This window comes from Flavobacterium flavigenum (genome assembly GCF_027111255.2).
GTDB classification, from domain to species: domain Bacteria; phylum Bacteroidota; class Bacteroidia; order Flavobacteriales; family Flavobacteriaceae; genus Flavobacterium; species Flavobacterium flavigenum.
The window spans coordinates 1,848,944-1,869,176 of sequence record NZ_CP114285.2 but is presented as its reverse complement, the minus strand read 5'-3'; the positions used below and the strand labels follow the sequence as shown (position 1 = coordinate 1,869,176).

Sequence of the window (20,233 nt, the reverse complement as noted above, 5' to 3'; positions counted from 1 at the left end):
GATATTATTTGTAAAAATTAATTAAGAATTCCTGTCATGAGAGGGTTTAGTGTCATGAATTGTGAAGCTGTTATTATACCATGATCTGTTCTAAGTATTTCAATCGCAATTTGTTTGTTGTCTTCACAAGCTATATTCAAAGTATCAGTAAAAGAAACTATTGTTCCTGGCTGATTTTCATGAGGTTCATTTAATAAATAAGCAGAAATTATTTTAATCTGTTCTCCCATAATTGTTGCATCTGCACCATTATTCCAGGGATTGCAGGCATTTATCAATGAAATTATTTCATGTGCTGTCATTCGTTTCCAATTAATATAAGTATCTGACAAAACCGGTTTTTCATAATAATGCGACTGTGTTTCATTTTGTGGCTCGTTGGGAATATCATTAGCAAATTGTAGCATATTTGCCATATTCATTGTAACTCTAGCCATATGCTCACTTAATTTTACGGTTAGTTTTCCATAAGTATCACCTGTTTCAATGGTAATAGGATCATTAAAGATGATATTTCCTTCATCAAATTTATTATTCATAAAATGGGCACAAATAGCAGTCTCTGTTTCCTGGTTTTTAAGGACCTCGAAAATTGGCATAGGTCCACGATATTGTGGTAAAGGACCCGGATGAAAATTGATAAATTTATTTTGCCCGTAGGATAAAATGTTTTTTGTAAGCAAAAATGGAAATGAAATAGAAAAGATGTAGTCAGGTTTTATACTGTCAAGCCAGTTTTTCATTTCAGAAATACTATGCTTATTAGGGAAAGATTTAAAACCAAAATTATTTTCTTCTGATTCTTTTTCGAGAGCATCTATAATTGTTTGGTTTCCTTTGCCAATACCTATAGCACATATAAATTTTTCATATGCTAATAATTGGAGGGCTTTAAAAGCAAATTTACCGCCACATAGTACCAATATTCTTTTTTGCGCTTCCATAATTAAATACAGGCATAGCTATTATACCATGCAGATGTTGAATTATTAAGATCTTGATTGGTTAATTTTTCAAAATGTTCAAATATATCATTTGCAGCACTTTCTAATTTTATTTCACATTTTCCTTTATCATTAGAAATTAGGACTGCATTATATAGAGGAGAAATAGAAGTATTGGTTTTTGAGTCAAAATAAATCCTTCCTCTTGGACTTTCGAATGTAAATGAATGTAATTCAGCAGCTATTTTTTGTATAGTATTTCTTTCTTGTATTAAATCTGAAATTTTTACTGCAATAACAGCACTTTCCCAGCTTAATAATGAAAACAAATTAGGTGTTCTTCCTGCAGAAGTAATAGCATCTGTGAATATTTTGTTTTCCTCAGATTTTATATTTTTTGACCATGCTGCAATACCCTTTATATTGTCACCAGGATATTCAGCATCTGCCAGCGTCATTTCTTCAAAACCGAATGGAGGTAAATAAACAGGAAGATTTTGTTCGGTGAATGATTTTTTTATGCCTTCAAAATACCATTGTACATAATCTCCACTGAATAAACTCAATAATGCACAATCGGGAAATTGTTTCAAATGATACTTAAGGGGCTCTATCGTAAAATCTTCAGTCTTATAGCCTGTTGCATGATTGAAAAAAATTTTTCCGCCATTTTCTTCAAAACTTTTTGATATACTATAGGTATGTAAATAACCGCCATCATAATATCCAGTGATCATGCCTGCAGATTTGTAACCATCATTTATAGCTTTTTTTGCAGCAAGAGAAGCTCCCAAGGCATTATGAAGTGAATGATAAAAAATATTAGGGCAAGCTGGCCATTCATGAGGTAGATTTGCTCCAGCATCTAAAACTATTAATATTTTATTTGCGGCAAGAAAAAGAGGACGCAGTAATTGAGCCATCCGATGTCCAATGTAAGCGATAACTACAGAAGCATTTTCTTCAAGTAAAAGTTTTTCGGCACTGCGATAGCATTGTTGTTTGTCTGCACCAAAACCTATGTTTTCAGTAATGATCCGAATGTCATTTCTTCCTAATTGTTCCAAACCTGAGCGCAATCCTTCATAAAGATCAAAACTAATAGTTTGATAATAAGTTGATCTGGCTAATAAAATTCCTATTGTTTGCATATAGTTTTGAATAATAAAAAAGGAAATTTTCATATTGAAAATTTCCTTTTAAGAATTTAATTAATTTCTGCTTGGAAAAATTCCTTCTGTTGCGATGCAATAGTTAATAGTCAGATAAGGATTCATTATACTAAAAGGAATATTAGACCCCGTTACATCTGTTGAACCACTAACTATTGTTCCTCCTGTAAAAACATTTGGGGTTGCTCCATTACCAGAATAAGTCGGTGTCGTTGTCGTTGCAGGAAAATTGCCTTCTGGCACACTTTCATCACCGTTTTCTGATGAAGCTTTTATTTTTACATTAACATTACTTAATGTATGGATATGTTGTGGTAAATTTGATAAAACTAAAGTAGCAGTAGGCGTACCTGCTGCTTCCCCAATTATATAATTTGGAAGGCCGCCACCTTGTCCCTGACCAATAGGAACACGTCCTCGTAAGTCAGGTAGTGCAAATGTATTCTGACCGTTTCCTCCATAAATTGTTCCAAGGAGTGCAAATAATGCAGTGTTTTGGGAAATACTCATAATTTGTCCCTGACATGTTTGATGACCTACAGGGAAAAAATTAAATCCAAATATTTTTATTTCTCCGATAAATGGTTCGTAAGACATATGATGTTTATTTAAGGGTTAATTTAATTTCTACTTGGAAAAATTCCTTGAAGAGCTATTGAATAATTTATAACTAGATAAGGGCTCATAATTGATATGGGGATATTTCCTCCTGTAATATCTGTAGTTCCGGAAACAGTTGTACCTCCTGTAAAAACATTTGGAGTAGCTCCATTACCAGAATAACAAGGAGTTGTGGTCGTTGCAGGGAAATTACCTTCTGGTACAGATTCGTCAGCATTGCCTGAAGAGGCTTGTAGTTTAACTACAGCTGCATTTAATGTGTGAACATGTGCAGGAATATTAGATGTTAATAATGTGACAGTAGGTGTACCTGCTTTTTGGCCAATATCATACAAAGGAAGACCAGGTCCCTGTCCTTGTCCAATAGGTACACGCCCTTGTAAATCAGGCAAAGCGAATGTGGTTTGCCCGTTTCCGCCATAATAAGTTCCGAGTAAAGAAAAAAGAGCAGAGTTTTGAGCAATTGATAATAGTTGACCTTGACAGGTTGCATAACCTCGAGGTGCAAAGTTGAATCCGAAAATTTTAATTTCTCCGATAAATGGTTCTGTTGACATAGTTTTTAGTTATATAGTTAAAAATAAATTACATCTATTTTGCCCTTTTTATCTTGACCTTTTGATGTAAGTCATTGATGGAATTAAGTCTTCCAACTATTCAAAAATATTTTGTTAGAGATTTTTTTTGTAATTAAATGTCATGAAAGCTACTTTTTATGTTACAAAAGGTGCTTTTGTGTCTTCTTGCATTTTTCATTCTTTAATAATGTAAGTCAATAGATCTCTAAATGGCTATTGTTAATTTATTTTTATAAATGGTTTCTTAACAAAATTAAATTATAATAAAAAAATAGAGATGCGTATTTATACCTGTTTTTTGTGTTTCTTAGGTGTAAGTGTTTGTTATACAGTGTTTTTTTGCTGTTTAGATGTTGGCTTTTTTATTTTTGAATGTTAATTTTTTAAAATAATTCATTAGCTTAGCTAATAATTATTAACTCTTAACCAAAAAACAAATTAATTATGGCAGAAGAAAAATTTCCGGGAACAATTCAGATTCCATTAGCAGTTGCGAAAGAATGGGAAAAGAGATACGAGAATGATACTACACTTGAAGATAGTAACAGCAAGATAAAATCTTATTTGATACCGAGGGAAAGTTTAGAAATTGTATTGCAGCTTAATACTGATGCTGTTCGTGCTTATATAGGTATTAATGATCAAAATGAAAAAACATTACTTTTTGTTGGGGCAAATTTGGACAAAGAAACAGGTAAATATATAGATGTATATGGACCTCCTGAAAACCAGGGTAGTGCTAAAGCTGCTGAAGAGGTTGTTTATGATGGAACACGCCCTTCTCCTCCTTTTTAAAAATACAGAATTCAATATTAATGATAGATTTTTTAATATATTCAGGTTATTTTTTATTACTAATTAATCTGATTTTATACACTTATAGCTTTTTTTGTAAGGAAAAAGCTAATGTTTTTTTTGTATGTTATTTGCTTTTTTCTTTTATAATGCAGATTACGATGGAATTTATGTATCATTTTAGATTTGATAATTTGTTCGTAATCAATATATTTGTTGTTGGGCAGATGATTTTGTTAAGTTTATTTTATGCATCCATTGTAAAATTAGAATCTCAAAAACGAATAGTAAAGCGTAGTTTGTATGGTGCTTTATTCATTTTGAGCATTCAGTTTTTTATTGATTACAGGCAATTCTTGAAATTTAACTTGTTTGCAATAACTATTGCCTCTTTGTTAATAGTAGCAGTTGCGTTATTACATTTTTATAATATGCTTACTGAACATAAATCATACTATTACATTACTATAGCTGTGATTTTTTTTATGTTAGGTTCTACGATTTTGTATTTAGTAGGAAATCTGACTTTAAGTTTGAGTGATGATTTAAAATATCTGTCATGGAAATTAAATGCCTTTTTATTTCTGGTTTATCAATTGTTTATTTTATATGAATGGAAAGTAAGCTTTTCCCAAAAAACTTTTATTCAGGTTGAATAGTGTTATTTAATTAAATAAGTTTTTAGTTATGAAAAAAATAAAAAAAATCGGTTTTTATGTATTGATTGTTTTTGTGTTTTCATGTCAAAAAGAAAATAATCAGGAAGATGTCGCTCCGGCATTAGTTTTACAAAATGAGAATTGGTTATCTGCTAAGCTGGATGCTAAATTTGCAAGTTCGCAAAAAGAGGTCGCAGCTTATTTATTTCCAATCAGCGAAATGAAGTCATTAATGGAAAGACCAAAGATAACTCAGATGCATTTCAAATTAGGATTTATTGACAATAAAATACAGATGCAAGTAGCTGGTGTTGATGAATCTGATCATGAGTTAGGAATAGTTAAATCATCAATATTAAAAGAATCCATTTTTAAAAATGAATTAGCGAATCTTAAAAAATTATCTGTAAGCACAACTAAAAAGAGAACAGAATTATTAAATTCACATTTATTGTCGCCTGGTGACGCTTTTATCTGGATAAATGAATGGCAAAAAAAGCTTACCAATATTTCTGAACTTGAGGAAGTAACTTCATATAAAGGTAATCGTTTTCGTTATTTTAGTTTAGAAGCCGAAGTTGTTAAAGCTATGCTAAACAAGAAAAATTCAAACATAGGGGTGTTTTTAGGCATTAATCCTAAAGGAAAAGTCACTACAATTTTAATTGGGCTTGATAAAAATAATCAAGTAAAAAAGATGTCAGTCACATCTGAAGAAACGGAAGATATATACGATGGTACGCGCCCCTGTCCACCTTGTATTGAAGAAGAAAATCCAATACAATAGTATTTAGATAAGAAAAAGTACAAAAAGTCTCTATCAATTTTTTTGACGGAGATTTTATTGTTTACAATTAACCGGATGGCACTTCATTGATAAAATAAATCAATATATTTGAATACGATTATATTCGATAATAAAAAATACCACGATTTATATGAATGTAAATTCCATTCCTGAAAAAGAAGTTGTCGCAATTATTTTGTACATCTCACTTTTTTTTATGATTGTAGCAGTTGCTTTGATTGTCTTTTTCTATTTTTCCAGAAAAAAGATTATTCAAAAAGAATTAGAAAAAAGAGATTTAGTATTGGCACATCAAAAAGAGCAATTGCATGCTGTTATTATTACACAGGAGGAAGAAAGGAAAAGAATAGCACAGGATTTGCACGATGACATTAGCTCAAAATTAAATGTAGTTTCATTGAATAGTTATTTACTAACTTCAGCAAATTTAACAGAAACTGAAACAAAAGAAATTACTGCAAATATTATTAATATAACGGCAAGGGCATTAGATAATTCAAGAAAAATTGCCCATAATTTATTGCCGCCTGTTTTTGATAAATTCGGACTCCATGCCGGAATTGAAGAACTATGTGAAGAATTTGAGAGTAGTAAATCTGTTAAAGTGTCATATCAAAACAAAATTGAGTTTGATGAAAGTGAAAAAAATAGACATTTGCACGTTTTTAGGATTTTACAGGAGTTGATGAATAATTCTTTACGACATGGAAAGGCTTCAGAAATCTCTATACATTTAGATAAAGTTAATGGTAGCAATAGCTGTTTTTATAAGGACAACGGAATAGGTTTTGATTCTAAAAATTCTGAAAATCAGAAAGGATTAGGAATGAAGAATATAGATAGCAGGATATCTTTCTTAAATGGAAGCATTGATATAAAATCTGAAATCAATAAGGGGATTGAAGTTTTTTTTACATTTTAACTTAATTAGTTGCTTTGCTTAAATTACTATTAATGTTACTGATTGGTTTTTTTATGTGATATAATTTGTAATTTGGAAATTCTAAGAAGATTTAAACTCAGGAAAAATGAATAATTTTACTATCAAAATAGCTTTAGTTGATGATGAAATCTTATTTCGTAAAGGAATATCTTTTTTACTCCAAAGAGAAGAAAATATTGAAGTTCTTTTTGAAGCATCAAATGGAGAAGAATTGATTTCAAATTTGAATAATAGCGATACTAGTCCTGATATTATTATTATGGATCTGAAAATGCCTGTTCTAAATGGTGTTGAGGCTACTAAAGTTATTAGAAAATTTTTTCCAGATATTAAAATTATTGCATTGACGAGTTATGATACTAAATCATTCGTGATAAATATGATTCAGGTAGGGGCAGTCGCTTATTTGGTAAAAAATACAACTCCGGCAGATTTAATAAATACAATCAATGAAGTTGCAAAAAAAGGATTTTTTTATAATGAAAAGATTTTAAAGACCATACAAGATACTATGCTGACTTCAAAAAATTCTAGAATCAATTTAGAATCCGGTTTTTTATCACCAAGGGAAATCGAAGTACTTCAGCTTATTTGCAATCAAAAAACCACGGCTGAAATTGCCGAAGAACTTTTCTTGAGCCCCAGAACGGTAGAAGGCCACAGAAATAATTTATTACTTAAAACGGAGTCTAGAAATATTGCTGGATTGGTTGTATATGCGATTCAAAATGAAATTGCAGTTTTAACTCCTTAAGTTAACTGGTTAAAAATTGAATAGAAAGAACATAATAGGATATAACAGTTATTGCTAATATACAAAGTGCTATTTTTTGTAGTATATTTAATTGTTTCGAGTCCTTATCAGTTTCATTAATTTTCATTTATCGTAATTTTTTATTGTTTATTGAATGTTCAAATTTAATCAGAATATCTTTTTTGATTGTAGGTATTTATACCTGTTTTTACTTAATTAATCCAAAAAAAATGTGGTGATTTATATCAATAAATAACGTTTCCAATATAGTTTTTAATACTTCCTTTATACCTTTACAGAAAATAGTTTACCCAAATGAAACAAAGCTTAATATATATAGTAGTGTTCTTAATGTCTATATCGGCAAAAGCATCTTTTATACTTCTCCCTATGGATGAAACTACACAACAAAATCACCTGAAGGCGTATGGGATAACCTATTGGTGTCTGAATAAGGATTATAAAGCCAGCTGGCTTTTAAATTATCGAGGCGGATCATTTTTATTGCCTGATGCTGATGAAATTCGTAAAGAATGTAAAATTCGTGGCGTAAGTTTTGAGGTTCTTTCGGATAGCGAACAAATTGCAATTTTGGATGAAATTTCAAGCCCTTCACAAAACATGGAATCAGTCATTTTAGAAAAGGCTCCTAAAATTGCTGTTTATACACCAAAAGGAAAACAACCCTGGGATGATGCTGTAACTCTGGTTTTGACATATGCCGAAATTCCTTTTACGCCAATTTATGATGAAGAGGTTTTAAGCGATCAGTTATTGCTTTATGACTGGCTTCATTTACATCATGAGGATTTTACCGGGCAATATGGTAAATTTTATGCGGCATACAAAAATACACCCTGGTATATTGAACAAAAAAAGGATTCAGAAGCATTGGCCACCAAACTCGGCTATTCTAAAGTTTCACAGGAAAAAGGAGCTGTTGCTAAAAAAATAAGGGATTTTGTTATTGGAGGAGGTTTTATGTTTGCTATGTGTTCTGCAACGGATAGCTTTGATATTTCTTTGACAGCAGATGGAGTGGATATTTGCGAAGCAATGTTTGACGGAGATGCAAGTGAACCAAATTATCAGTCAAAACTGAACTATGGAAATTCTTTTGCATTTAAAGGTTTTACACTTGAAAGGAGACCGGAACAATACGAGTTCTCAGATATTGATATGACCACAAAACGTAGAATCACACCTGATAAAGATTATTTTACTTTAATGGAATACTCTGCAAAATGGGATCCGATACCAAGCATGTTGTGTCAAAATCATACACAATTGGTGAAAGGATTCATGGGACAGACGACTTCATTTGATTCAGCATTAATAAAATCTAATGTTTTAATTATGGGAACATGTGAATTTAATGGCGAAGCACGCTATATTCATGGAGAAAAAGGCAAAGGAATGTTTACTTTTTTCGGAGGACATGATCCTGAAGATTATCAACATCAGGTAGGTGATCCACCAACAGTTTTGGATTTGCATCCAAATTCTCCGGGCTATCGATTGATTTTAAATAACGTTTTGTTTCCTGCTGCAAAAAAGAAAAAGTTAAAAACGTAATCATGCTCTGGATATGCAGTTAAGAAAATATAAAGGCTTTTTCATGAAATTTGAAAAAGCCTTTTTTTTGGTTTTAATTAAGAACTAGACAGCTCTTAATCCTGCCGTGATGGCAAATCTGTTCCATGAGTTTATCGTAATAATTGTAAGAATGATTTCGGCCAGATATTTTTTGTCAAAAAGGCGAGCTGCGTTTTCATAAACTTCATCAGAAACATGATTACTGATTAATGTTACTTGCTCTGTTAAAGCTAGAATTGCTTTTTCTTCTTCTGTAAAAACATCAGCTTCTCGCCAAGCACTGGTAAGGTAAATACGCTGTTCAGTTTCGCCTAATTTTCGGGCATCAGCTGTATGCATATTGATGCAAAAAGCACATCCATTTATTTGTGAAGCACGAATTTTAATTAGCTCTTTATGAGTTGGTGTTAGTGAAGTTGTAGAAATGTATTTTTCTAAATTCATTAAGGCTTGATAGGCCTCTGGGGCAACTTGCGGAATAACTATTCTTGAATTCATTTTATATGTTTTAAAGTTCCATTACAAAGGTCAGTGATGTATACTTTAAAAAACTTGAACTGCTTCAAGAAATTCAGGTCAGATTTTGCCGGATCTGATTTTACTCATAAATTCTGCAGAAAAATCTAAATACGAGGCAAGCATATATTGAGGAACCCGCTGTACAAAATCTGGTTGTTGTTTTTTGAAATGGTTGTATCTCTCTTCAGCCGACATTGTAAATAAAAATTTAATGCGCATTTGAGCGGCTCCAAAAGATTTTTGGGAAACTATTCTAAAATATCTTTCCAGTTTGGGAATTTGAATTATAAGGGATTCTAATATATTTTTTTCTAATGCTATAATTTCGCAGTTTTCAACAGTTTGTATATAAAAATGTGAAGGACTATTATTATGATAACTTAAATAATCAGTTATCCACCAGTTTTCAATTGCAAATTGCAGGGTCTGTTCAGTTCCTTTAGGATTTATAATATATTGGCGCATACAGCCTTTTGAAACAAAATAAAAAGTGCTGCAAATTTCTCCCTCCTTTAATACATGCTCTTTCTTCTTTAATTTTGAAAGTTTTAAATAAGATTCTAATTTATCAATGTCTGAAGATTCTAAAGAGATAAATTTTTCAATATGAGTAAAAAGTGATTTGTACATAAATTTAAGCTTCGCTATTTATAGATAACTGTTATATGTTTAATTGTAGAAATTGATATTAAAGATGCTATTTACTTTGATTCCACAGGAGACAGCTGCGCTCCAATTTGCATTTTCAATAAAATTGGTAATTTTGTTAATGAAATAATATTGAAACTTTTGGTTAGCAGGGTTTTTAAATTCGATTTTAATATCAATCCCAGAAACTGTATTTTCCTTCGAAATTATAAATTTAGTTTTTGCCATAAAATCTCTTTTTTCTTCTGTGGAGATAAATTCCTTTGGAAACTTAAAATTTGAAAAAAAGTCTTTTTGGATTTGCACTTTTTGATCTAAGAATTCTTTCGCACTTGGATATATCATGCAATAGCTATCGACGCCATTTGGATATTCGAAAGGTACGTCTATTCTGTTCATAACATATAAACTGTCTGCTGTATGTTTAATGTTTTCTGTGAAGTCGTGACCATACTTTAAATTGAGTAACGCATTAAATGATTTACAATAACAATTGGTTTTTGATTGATAATTTTCTTCATCAGTTTCTGTCCAGAATAAATCGGATTCGGGTTCTTCTGATCTTAAAAATTGAATTCCCTTTTTTTTTGAGTAGCTCCCCTAAAATTATATGATACCTGCCATAGCTCGCATCCAGATAACCTTCTGGAATGATTTCATAAAGGATTTCCTGAGTTTTAAAATCTGTTTTTGCTTTTTCAATTTCAGAAAGACATTTAGAATCACGTTTGTCAAGTATGCCAATTATTGTATTGATGGAATTTTTATCAGATTTTTTTTCTTGTGATCTGGAATAAAATAACTGTAACAAAAATAAAAATATAAAAAGTCTTCTCATTAAAAAAATATGTTTTGCTTGGTTGTTATAAACAAAAGCTGTTAAAGCAAAAAGCCATTTGTAAAACAAATGGCTTTTTTATGATAAGTAAGTAATCTTAAATTGAGTTTATAAAACGTTTATTTTACTTTATTAAGAATAGCTTTGAAAGCTTCTGGGTGGTTCATAGCTAAATCTGCAAGAACTTTACGGTTCAATTCGATTCCGTTAGCTTTAACTTTACCCATGAATTGAGAATAAGACATTCCTTCTAATCTGGCACCAGCGTTGATACGTTGAATCCATAAAGCACGGAAATTTCTTTTATTTTGTTTTCTATCGCGGTAAGCGTAGCACATTGCTTTCTCTACTGCATTCTTAGCAACTGTCCAAACGTTTTTACGTCTTCCAAAGAAACCTTTGGCTTGCTTCATTATCTTTTTTCTTCTTGCTCTTTTAGCAACTGAATTTACCGATCTTGGCATAATTTTAATGTGTTTTTGTAGCAGGCGTCCCGAATTAAATCAAGAGAACTTAAAAGCCATACTCCAAGGTTATATAAATAATTTTTTAACCTAAAGAATTATTAGATAATTCTTAATTGTTGTTTAATGCTTTTCATATCTGTTTGGTGAACTAGCGCTGAGTGAGTCAAAGCTAATTTACGTTTTTTAGATTTTTTAGTCAAGATGTGACTTTTAAAAGCATGCTTTCTTTTAATTTTTCCAGAACCAGTAACTTTAAAACGTTTCTTGGCGCTAGATTTTGTTTTCATTTTAGGCATTTTTCCTAGTGTTTTAATTTATTCTTACTTACTTATGCTTTTTGTTTCAAGTTTTATGTTTCATGCTCAAAGTTGAATACTGAAACTGTAAACCGAAACTATTTCTTTTTCTTCGGAGCAATGAACATAATCATTCTCTTTCCTTCTAAAACAGGCATAGCTTCCACTTTACCATGCTCTTCTAAGTCAGTTGCCAAACGTAATAATAAAATTTGACCTTGATCTTTATAGATGATGGAACGTCCTTTGAAGAATACAAAAGCTTTTAATTTTGCACCTTCTTTAAGGAACTTTTCAGCATTCTTTCTTTTAAATTCGTAATCATGCTCATCAGTCTGAGGACCAAATCTAATTTCTTTTACGACAACCTGAGACGACTTAGCTTTTAAAACCTTATCACGTTTCTTTTGCTCGTAAACAAATTTCTTGTAATCCATGATTTTACAAACCGGCGGTTCTGCGTTTGGCGAAATCTCAACTAAATCCAATTCAAATTGATCTGCTAAACGTAAAGCCTCTGCTAGTTTAAAAACACCAGGTTCGATGTTTTCACCCACTAGTCTCACTTCTTGCACCCCACGAATGTTGTTATTTATTCTGTGTGCGTCTTTTTTTTCTACTCGAGGTTGAAAACCTCTGTTGCTTCTTATTGCTATGACTTTATAATTTAAGTTAAACTGTAAAAACTTTTAATGTTTTATTTATTTCTTCGTTTACAATTCTGACAAATTCCTCGATTGTAACTGTAATGTTCCCTTTTCCTTCCTGTCCATGACGGCGAATAGAAATCGTTCCGTTTTTCTCTTCTTCTTCACCAACAATCAGCATAAATGGTATTTTCTGCATTTCTGCATCTCTAATTTTCTTACCAATAGTTTCGCTTCGGTTATCAATTAGGGCGCGAATTTCGTGATTTTCTAGCAAATCTAAAACTTTTTTAGCATAATTTTCGTATTTCTCGCTCAAAGACAAGATAATAGCCTGCTCAGGCATAAGCCAAAGTGGGAAATTTCCTGCTGTATGTTCTAGTAAAATTGCTATAAAACGTTCCATAGATCCAAAAGGAGCTCTGTGAATCATAACAGGGCGATGCAATTCATTATCAGCACCTTTGTAAGTTAATTCAAAACGTTCTGGTAAGTTATAATCAACCTGAATTGTACCCAATTGCCATTGTCTTCCTAATGCATCTTTAACCATGAAATCAAGTTTTGGACCATAAAAAGCTGCTTCACCGTATTCTACAACTGTATTAAGGCCTTTGTCTCTGGCTGCATTAATGATTGCATTTTCTGCTTTCTCCCAATTTTCATCTGTACCAATATACTTTTCTCTGTCTTCCTGATCTCTTAATGAAATCTGAGCAGTAAAGTTTTCAAAACCTAATGAACCAAATACATATAATACAAGATCAATTACTTTTTTGAACTCTTCGTCTAATTGTTCCGGAGTACAGAAAATATGCGCATCATCCTGAGTAAAGCCTCTAACACGAGTTAAGCCATGTAGTTCCCCGGATTGCTCATATCTATATACTGTACCAAATTCAGCATAACGCTTTGGTAAATCTTTATAAGACCAAGGTCTTACATTGTAAATTTCACAGTGGTGAGGACAGTTCATTGGTTTTAATAAAAACTCTTCACCTTCTGCAGGAGTATGAATAGGCTGGAAGCTGTCTGCTCCATATTTTGCATAGTGACCAGAAGTAACATAAAGTTCTTTCTGACCAATATGAGGAGTTACAACCTGCTCATATCCGGCTTTCTTTTGAGCTCTTTTCAAGAATTGTTCTAAACGATCTCTCAAAGCGGCTCCTTTAGGTAGCCACAATGGTAAACCTTGACCAACTTTTTGAGAGAACGCAAACAATTCAAGTTCTTTTCCTAATTTACGGTGATCACGACGTTTTGCTTCTTCAAGAAGTTCAAGATATTCAGTTAAATCTTTTTGTTTAGGGAAAGAAGTTCCATAAACACGAGTCAGCTGTTTGTTTTTCTCGTCACCTCTCCAGTAAGCACCCGCAACGCTCATGATTTTCACAGCTTTGATAATTCCAGTATTCGGAATATGTCCACCACGGCATAAATCAGTAAAAGTAGCGTGATCGCAAAAAGTAATAGTGCCGTCTTCAAGATTAGAAATCAATTCAGTCTTGTAAACATTGTCTTTGTACATTTCAAGTGCATCTGCTTTACTAACAGGACGCATTTTGAATTCATGTTTGCCTCTCGAAATCTCTAAAACGCGATCTTCGATCTTTTTAAAATCAGCTTCAGTAATTTTCTGATCTTCAAAATCAACATCATAATAAAATCCATTAGCGATTGCAGGTCCAAGAGTTAATTTGATTCCAGGATAAAGCTCATCAAGCGCTTGAGCCATTACGTGCGAAGTCGAGTGCCAGAAAGCTTTTTTACCTTCGGCATCATTCCAGGTATATAATATAAGATTACCGTCGGTCGTTAATGGAGTCTCGGTTTCAATAGTTGTACCATTAAAAGATGCAGAAATCACATTTCTAGCAAAACCTTCGCTAATGTTTTTAGCGACCTCCATTGGAGTTACGCCCGAAGCGAACTCTCTAATTGACCCATCGGGTAAAGTAATCTTGATCATTGTTTATAATTTTGTGAATGCAAATATACATGATTACAAAAATACATACAATATATATGTACAAGTTTACTCTATTATTGTAAGTATAGTTTTTGCTGTAGTATGTATAATTGTATAATGTCTTCTTAACTAAAGCCTGCTGGGTTTTAGTTTTGTATGCTTACTATAATATATAAGTAGGGTTTGTCGGGATGAGAGGAGTCGAAGCCTTTGAATCTGTAGAATAATAATATGTAGCTATTTCCCGCTCTCCGCTTCAATCTTTTCGAGCCGGACGCCTTCACAAAAGGATTTTCGCTTCTATCGGGGCTATGGAACAGTTTTCAAAAGATAATTAGAGTTCAGAAAAGCGATTGAAAAGTTAATAAATGTATAAGAACGACAATTGAGAACGTATGTAAATTGTCAAAACGATATTTAAACAATGAAAAGTCTTACAGATCAATAAAAAAGTTCAAAATGTAAGGAAGCTGTTCCCAGTGAGTTAAGAGAAAGGATTGAAAAAGATGGAAAAAATATAAAAAAAAGCGTTGGAAATGTAAATAGATGTGCTACTTTTGCACCCGCAACAGCGAAGGCGTTCATCGAAATACTGACAAGAATAAGGAATCGAGGTTTTAGAAATAAAACAAAAAAAAGATTCAAAAAAGCTTGTGAGATTTGAAAATGCTTTTTACATTTGCACCCCGCAAAACACGGAAGTTCATTGAGAGACTGGTAGGAAAAACGAAGAGATTGAGATTGAAAAAATTTCAAAAAAAACTTTAAATTTTTCTTGCAGGAAACAAAAAGAATTTCTACTTTTGCACCCGCTTTGAAACACAAGTGAAAATAAAAAGAAGATACGTTCGTAGACATATTGAATTGACAGCCGTCTTAACAGAAATGTTAAGACAAAAAGAATAAGAGTAATGGAATCGTGAGATTCGAAAAAGAACCGATAGGTATTCGTCGTGATATAATATTAAAATATACGATGAAGAGTTTGATCCTGGCTCAGGATGAACGCTAGCGGCAGGCTTAACACATGCAAGTCGAGGGGTATAGCACTTCGGTGCTAGAGACCGGCGCACGGGTGCGTAACGCGTATGCAATCTACCTTTTACAGGGGGATAGCCCAGAGAAATTTGGATTAATACCCCATGGTATAGTGAGTTGGCATCAACCTACTATTAAAGTCACAACGGTAAAAGATGAGCATGCGTCCCATTAGCTAGATGGTAAGGTAACGGCTTACCATGGCAACGATGGGTAGGGGTCCTGAGAGGGAGATCCCCCACACTGGTACTGAGACACGGACCAGACTCCTACGGGAGGCAGCAGTGAGGAATATTGGACAATGGGCGCAAGCCTGATCCAGCCATGCCGCGTGCAGGATGACGGTCCTATGGATTGTAAACTGCTTTTATACGAGAAGAAACACTGATTCGTGAATCAGCTTGACGGTATCGTAAGAATAAGGATCGGCTAACTCCGTGCCAGCAGCCGCGGTAATACGGAGGATCCAAGCGTTATCCGGAATCATTGGGTTTAAAGGGTCCGTAGGCGGTCTAGTAAGTCAGTGGTGAAAGCCCATCGCTCAACGGTGGAACGGCCATTGATACTGCTGGACTTGAATTATTAGGAAGTAACTAGAATATGTAGTGTAGCGGTGAAATGCTTAGAGATTACATGGAATACCAATTGCGAAGGCAGGTTACTACTAATGGATTGACGCTGATGGACGAAAGCGTGGGTAGCGAACAGGATTAGATACCCTGGTAGTCCACGCCGTAAACGATGGATACTAGCTGTTGGGGGCAACTTCAGTGGCTAAGCGAAAGTGATAAGTATCCCACCTGGGGAGTACGAACGCAAGTTTGAAACTCAAAGGAATTGACGGGGGCCCGCACAAGCGGTGGAGCATGTGGTTTAATTCGATGATACGCGAGGAACCTTACCAAGGCTTAAATGTAGTTTGACCGGTTTGGAAACAGATCTTTCGCAAGACAAATTACAAGGTGCTGCATGGTTGTCGTCAGCTCGTGCCGTGAGGTGTCAGGTTAAGTCCTATAACGAGCGCAACCCCTGTTGTTAGTTGCCAGCGAGTCATGTCGGGAACTCTAACAAGACTGCCAGTGCAAACTGTGAGGAAGGTGGGGATGACGTCAAATCATCACGGCCCTTACGCCTTGGGCTACACACGTGCTACAATGGCCGGTACAGAGAGCAGCCACTGGGCGACCAGGAGCGAATCTACAAAGCCGGTCACAGTTCGGATCGGAGTCTGCAACTCGACTCCGTGAAGCTGGAATCGCTAGTAATCGGATATCAGCCATGATCCGGTGAATACGTTCCCGGGCCTTGTACACACCGCCCGTCAAGCCATGGAAGCTGGGGGTGCCTGAAGTCGGTGACCGCAAGGAGCTGCCTAGGGTAAAACTGGTAACTAGGGCTAAGTCGTAACAAGGTAGCCGTACCGGAAGGTGCGGCTGGAACACCTCCTTTCTAGAGCCCCATATGTTAGTGGCAACACACGTTGGGGATAAAAGATGGATATTTTGAAGTTTCTGAATCGTAAGGTTCGATTACTCTTGCTGTTAATTTAAAAAAATAATGAAAATTAAGTAAAAACAGAGTCTCGTAGCTCAGCTGGTTAGAGTACTACACTGATAATGTAGGGGTCGGCAGTTCGAGTCTGCCCGGGACTACTCTTTTAACTTAAAAAAGGAAATTTTAGAGGTTGAGGCCTTATGAGCAATAATTCATAACTCATAACTAATAACTCATCACTAAGAAAATGGGGGATTAGCTCAGCTGGCTAGAGCGCCTGCCTTGCACGCAGGAGGTCAACGGTTCGACTCCGTTATTCTCCACGAAACTATCATGAAAATGGTAAGTTAAAGTTCATTGACATATTGAGATAAGAAAAATTTAAAAAGTAGAAAGCGTTTTTTGTTTTTGTAGTAATACAAAGAGCAAAAAACAAAAAAAAACGGTCATTCTTAATTGAATGATTGGTACAATAAGCAAAATAAGGGCGTATGGGGGATGCCTAGGCTCTCAGAGGCGATGAAGGGCGTGATAAGCTGCGAAAAGCTGCGGGTATGGGCACACACCATTTGATCCGCAGATACCCGAATGGGGCAACCCACTATGTTGAAGACATAGTACACCGATAGGTGGGCAAACCCGCTGAACTGAAACATCTAAGTAGGCGGAGGAGAAGAAAACAAAAGTGATTCCGTAAGTAGTGGCGAGCGAACGCGGATTAGCCCAAACCAATTTTGTTACGGCATGATTGGGGTTGTAGGACCACGATATTTTATGTACACGGAACCGGAACTGACTGGAAAGTCGGGCCATAGAGGGTGATAGCCCCGTATGGGTAACAAGTATAATAGATAGTGGTATCCTGAGTAGGGCGGGGCACGTGAAACCCTGTCTGAATTTGGCGGGACCATCCGCTAAGGCTAAATACTCCTGAGAGACCGATAGTGAACCAGTACCGTGAGGGAAAGGTGAAAAGAACCGTGAATAACGGAGTGAAATAGATCCTGAAACCATACGCTTACAAGCGGTCGGAGCCCTTTCGTGGGGTGACGGCGTGCCTTTTGCATAATGAGCCTACGAGTTAACGTTGCTGGCAAGGTTAAGTGGTTAAGCCACGGATCCGTAGCGAAAGCGAGTCTGAATAGGGCGCTTTAGTCAGTAGTGTTAGACGCGAAACCGTGTGATCTACCCATGGGCAGGTTGAAGCTGTGGTAACACACAGTGGAGGACCGAACCGGTTGACGTTGAAAAGTCTTCGGATGACCTGTGGGTAGGGGTGAAAGGCCAATCAAACTCGGAAATAGCTCGTACTCCCCGAAATGCATTTAGGTGCAGCGTTATTTTAGTTATATAGAGGTAGAGCTACTGATTGGATGCGGGGGCTTCACCGCCTACCAATTCCTGACAAACTCCGAATGCTATATAATGATTGATAACAGTGAGGGCTTGGGTGCTAAGGTCCAAGTCCGAGAGGGAAAGAACCCAGACCATCAGCTAAGGTCCCCAAATATATGCTAAGTTGAAAGAACGAGGTTTGTCTGCCCAGACAGCTAGGATGTTGGCTTGGAAGCAGCCATTCATTTAAAGAGTGCGTAACAGCTCACTAGTCGAGCGGACGAGCATGGATAATAATCGGGCATAAGCATATTACCGAAGCTATGGATTTACAAGCAATTGTAAGTGGTAGGGGAGCATTCCAGCAGGGTTGAAGGTGTATCGTAAGGTATGCTGGACTGGCTGGAAAAGAAAATGTAGGCATAAGTAACGATAATGCGGGCGAGAAACCCGCACACCGAAAAACTAAGGTTTCCACAGCTATGCTAATCAGCTGTGGGTTAGTCTGGTCCTAAGGCGAACCCGAAAGGGACAGTCGATGGCCAACGGGTTAATATTCCCGTACTACTAATTACTGTGATGGGGTGACGGAGTGATGAAAGCGCCGCGAACTGACGGAATAGTTCGTTAAAGTACCTAGCTATAAGATCTATAGGCAAATCCGTAGATTTTGGTGAAATACGATAGTACTCGGAGTCTTCGGACAAAGAGATAGTGCGCCTAAGGGCTTCCAAGAAAAACCTCTAAACTTCAGGTAATTAGTACCAGTACCGTAAACCGACACAGGTAGTTGAGGAGAGAATCCTAAGGTGCTCGAGAGATTCATGGCTAAGGAATTAGGCAAAATAGACCCGTAACTTCGGGAGAAGGGTCGCCCCGAGCAATCGGGGCCGCAGTGAAGAGGTCCAGGCGACTGTTTATCAAAAACACAGGGCTCTGCAAAATCGTAAGATGAAGTATAGGGCCTGACACCTGCCCGGTGCTGGAAGGTTAAGAGGAGATGTTATCTTCGGAGAAGCATTGAATTGAAGCCCCAGTAAACGGCGGCCGTAACTATAACGGTCCTAAGGTAGCGAAATTCCTTGTCGGGTAAGTTCCGACCTGCACGAATGGTGTAACGATCTGGACACTGTCTCAGCCATGAGCTCGGTGAAATTGTAGTAACGGTGAAGATGCCGTTTACCCGCAGTGGGACGAAAAGACCCTGTGCACCTTTACTATAGCTTAGTATTGACCTTGGATAAATGATGTGTAGGATAGGTTGGAGACTATGAAGCGGCGTCGCCAGGCGTTGTGGAGTCATTGTTGAAATACAACCCTTTGTTTATCTGAGGCCTAACCCCGTGTTGCGGGGGACAGTGCTTGGTGGGTAGTTTGACTGGGGTGGTCGCCTCCAAAAGAGTAACGGAGGCTTCTAAAGGTTCCCTCAGTACGCTTGGTAACCGTGCGTAGAGTGCAATGGCATAAGGGAGCTTGACTGAGAGACATACAGGTCGATCAGGTACGAAAGTAGAGCATAGTGATCCGGTGGTTCCGCATGGAAGGGCCATCGCTCAAAGGATAAAAGGTACGCCGGGGATAACAGGCTGATCTCCCCCAAGAGCTCATATCGACGGGGGGGTTTGGCACCTCGATGTCGGCTCGTCACATCCTGGGGCTGGAGAAGGTCCCAAGGGTTGGGCTGTTCGCCCATTAAAGTGGCACGCGAGCTGGGTTCAGAACGTCGTGAGACAGTTCGGTCTCTATCTACTGTGGGCGTTAGAAATTTGAGTGGATCTGATTCTAGTACGAGAGGACCGAATTGGACTAACCTCTAGTGTATCTGTTGTCCCGCCAGGGGCACCGCAGAGTAGCTACGTTGGGAAGGGATAAGCGCTGAAAGCATATAAGCGCGAAACCCACCACAAGATGAGATTTCTTTTAAGGATCGTGGAAGATGACCACGTTGATAGGCTATAGATGTAAAGGCAGTAATGTCATAGTCGAGTAGTACTAATAATCCGTAAGCTTATGTACACCCTTTTCCTCCCGTCCAAAAGACGGGAGGGAGAAACTTTCTAAACTATTTATATTTTTTATCTCAGTATGTTAAGATATTTGCTCGACGCG

Annotated in this window: 18 protein-coding genes, 2 tRNA genes and 2 rRNA genes; 10 read left to right on the top strand and 12 right to left on the bottom strand. The window is 36.0% G+C overall.

Features of this window, described 5'->3' with window-relative positions:
• Window positions 1-17: 17 nt before the first annotated feature.
• Genes OZP09_RS07335 through OZP09_RS07320 form a run of 4 tightly spaced genes read right to left on the bottom strand, consistent with a single transcriptional unit; the run spans window position 18 to window position 3,294 of the window.
• Window positions 18-944, bottom strand: a complete 927-nt coding sequence (locus OZP09_RS07335) for a methionyl-tRNA formyltransferase (RefSeq protein ID WP_269237210.1) — start codon at window positions 942-944, stop codon at window positions 18-20.
• A gap of 2 nt (window positions 945-946) precedes the next feature.
• Window positions 947-2,095 carry an ABC transporter substrate-binding protein gene (locus OZP09_RS07330; RefSeq protein WP_269237209.1) on the bottom strand — a complete coding sequence of 383 codons (1,149 nt, stop codon included), beginning with the start codon at window positions 2,093-2,095 and terminating at the stop codon, window positions 947-949.
• Window positions 2,096-2,155: 60 nt separating this feature from the next.
• Window positions 2,156-2,713 (bottom strand): phage tail protein, encoded by a 558-nt coding sequence (locus tag OZP09_RS07325; RefSeq protein ID WP_269237208.1) that lies wholly within the window; start codon window positions 2,711-2,713, stop codon window positions 2,156-2,158.
• 23 nt (window positions 2,714-2,736) lie between these two features.
• Window positions 2,737-3,294: a phage tail protein gene (locus OZP09_RS07320; RefSeq protein ID WP_269237207.1), complete on the bottom strand. Its 558-nt coding sequence runs from the start codon at window positions 3,292-3,294 to the stop codon at window positions 2,737-2,739.
• Between the two features lie 465 nt (window positions 3,295-3,759).
• On the opposite strand from OZP09_RS07320, the gene OZP09_RS07315 reads away from it, so the two are divergent.
• The 6 genes from OZP09_RS07315 to OZP09_RS07290 all read left to right on the top strand — a co-directional run bounded on the left by OZP09_RS07315 (window position 3,760) and on the right by OZP09_RS07290 (window position 8,849).
• A complete protein-coding gene (locus OZP09_RS07315) occupies window positions 3,760-4,110 on the top strand; it encodes a hypothetical protein (RefSeq protein WP_281310538.1) in 351 nt (116 codons plus the stop codon).
• 170 nt (window positions 4,111-4,280) lie between these two features.
• A complete protein-coding gene (locus OZP09_RS07310; protein ID WP_281310537.1) occupies window positions 4,281-4,769 on the top strand; it encodes a hypothetical protein in 489 nt (162 codons plus the stop codon).
• Between the two features lie 28 nt (window positions 4,770-4,797).
• On the top strand, window positions 4,798-5,556 hold the full coding sequence (locus OZP09_RS07305) for a hypothetical protein (protein WP_269237204.1): 759 nt from the start codon (window positions 4,798-4,800) through the stop codon (window positions 5,554-5,556).
• Window positions 5,557-5,707: 151 nt separating this feature from the next.
• Entirely contained in the window at window positions 5,708-6,499 is a 792-nt protein-coding gene (locus tag OZP09_RS07300; RefSeq protein WP_281310536.1) for a sensor histidine kinase, read from the top strand.
• Window positions 6,500-6,605: 106 nt separating this feature from the next.
• Entirely contained in the window at window positions 6,606-7,274 is a 669-nt protein-coding gene (locus OZP09_RS07295) for a response regulator transcription factor (RefSeq protein ID WP_269237202.1), read from the top strand.
• 315 nt (window positions 7,275-7,589) lie between these two features.
• On the top strand, window positions 7,590-8,849 hold the full coding sequence (locus tag OZP09_RS07290; RefSeq protein ID WP_281310535.1) for an asparagine synthetase B: 1,260 nt from the start codon (window positions 7,590-7,592) through the stop codon (window positions 8,847-8,849).
• A gap of 84 nt (window positions 8,850-8,933) precedes the next feature.
• Here OZP09_RS07290 and OZP09_RS07285 read toward each other — a convergent pair whose 3' ends face one another.
• The 8 genes from OZP09_RS07285 to thrS form a co-directional block, all read right to left on the bottom strand.
• Entirely contained in the window at window positions 8,934-9,368 is a 435-nt protein-coding gene (locus OZP09_RS07285) for a carboxymuconolactone decarboxylase family protein (protein ID WP_269237200.1), read from the bottom strand.
• Window positions 9,369-9,446: 78 nt separating this feature from the next.
• Entirely contained in the window at window positions 9,447-10,019 is a 573-nt protein-coding gene (locus tag OZP09_RS07280) for a Crp/Fnr family transcriptional regulator (RefSeq protein WP_269237199.1), read from the bottom strand.
• Window positions 10,020-10,058: 39 nt separating this feature from the next.
• On the bottom strand, window positions 10,059-10,436 hold the full coding sequence (locus OZP09_RS07275) for a hypothetical protein (protein WP_281310534.1): 378 nt from the start codon (window positions 10,434-10,436) through the stop codon (window positions 10,059-10,061).
• Window positions 10,437-10,557: 121 nt separating this feature from the next.
• Window positions 10,558-10,875, bottom strand: coding sequence for a hypothetical protein (locus OZP09_RS07270; RefSeq protein WP_281310533.1), 318 nt, complete (start codon window positions 10,873-10,875; stop codon window positions 10,558-10,560).
• Between the two features lie 119 nt (window positions 10,876-10,994).
• Window positions 10,995-11,339: a 50S ribosomal protein L20 gene (gene rplT, locus OZP09_RS07265; RefSeq protein ID WP_007810721.1), complete on the bottom strand. Its 345-nt coding sequence runs from the start codon at window positions 11,337-11,339 to the stop codon at window positions 10,995-10,997.
• Between the two features lie 101 nt (window positions 11,340-11,440).
• Window positions 11,441-11,638, bottom strand: a complete 198-nt coding sequence (gene rpmI / locus OZP09_RS07260) for a 50S ribosomal protein L35 (RefSeq protein WP_026727505.1) — start codon at window positions 11,636-11,638, stop codon at window positions 11,441-11,443.
• Window positions 11,639-11,736: 98 nt separating this feature from the next.
• Entirely contained in the window at window positions 11,737-12,288 is a 552-nt protein-coding gene (gene infC / locus OZP09_RS07255) for a translation initiation factor IF-3 (RefSeq protein WP_078226030.1), read from the bottom strand.
• A gap of 22 nt (window positions 12,289-12,310) precedes the next feature.
• A complete protein-coding gene (gene thrS / locus OZP09_RS07250) occupies window positions 12,311-14,257 on the bottom strand; it encodes a threonine--tRNA ligase (protein WP_281310532.1) in 1,947 nt (648 codons plus the stop codon).
• A gap of 973 nt (window positions 14,258-15,230) precedes the next feature.
• Here thrS and OZP09_RS07245 point away from each other — a divergent pair.
• From OZP09_RS07245 to OZP09_RS07230, 4 genes are all read left to right on the top strand, one after another.
• Window positions 15,231-16,744 (top strand): 16S ribosomal RNA (locus OZP09_RS07245).
• A 129-nt stretch (window positions 16,745-16,873) separates the two neighbouring features.
• Window positions 16,874-16,947: transfer RNA gene (locus OZP09_RS07240), tRNA-Ile, on the top strand.
• Window positions 16,948-17,038: 91 nt separating this feature from the next.
• Window positions 17,039-17,112, top strand: a tRNA-Ala gene (locus OZP09_RS07235).
• A gap of 147 nt (window positions 17,113-17,259) precedes the next feature.
• Window positions 17,260-20,140, top strand: a 23S ribosomal RNA gene (locus OZP09_RS07230).
• Together the 16S and 23S rRNA genes with 2 tRNA genes alongside form the textbook arrangement of a ribosomal RNA operon.
• Window positions 20,141-20,233: the final 93 nt, after the last annotated feature.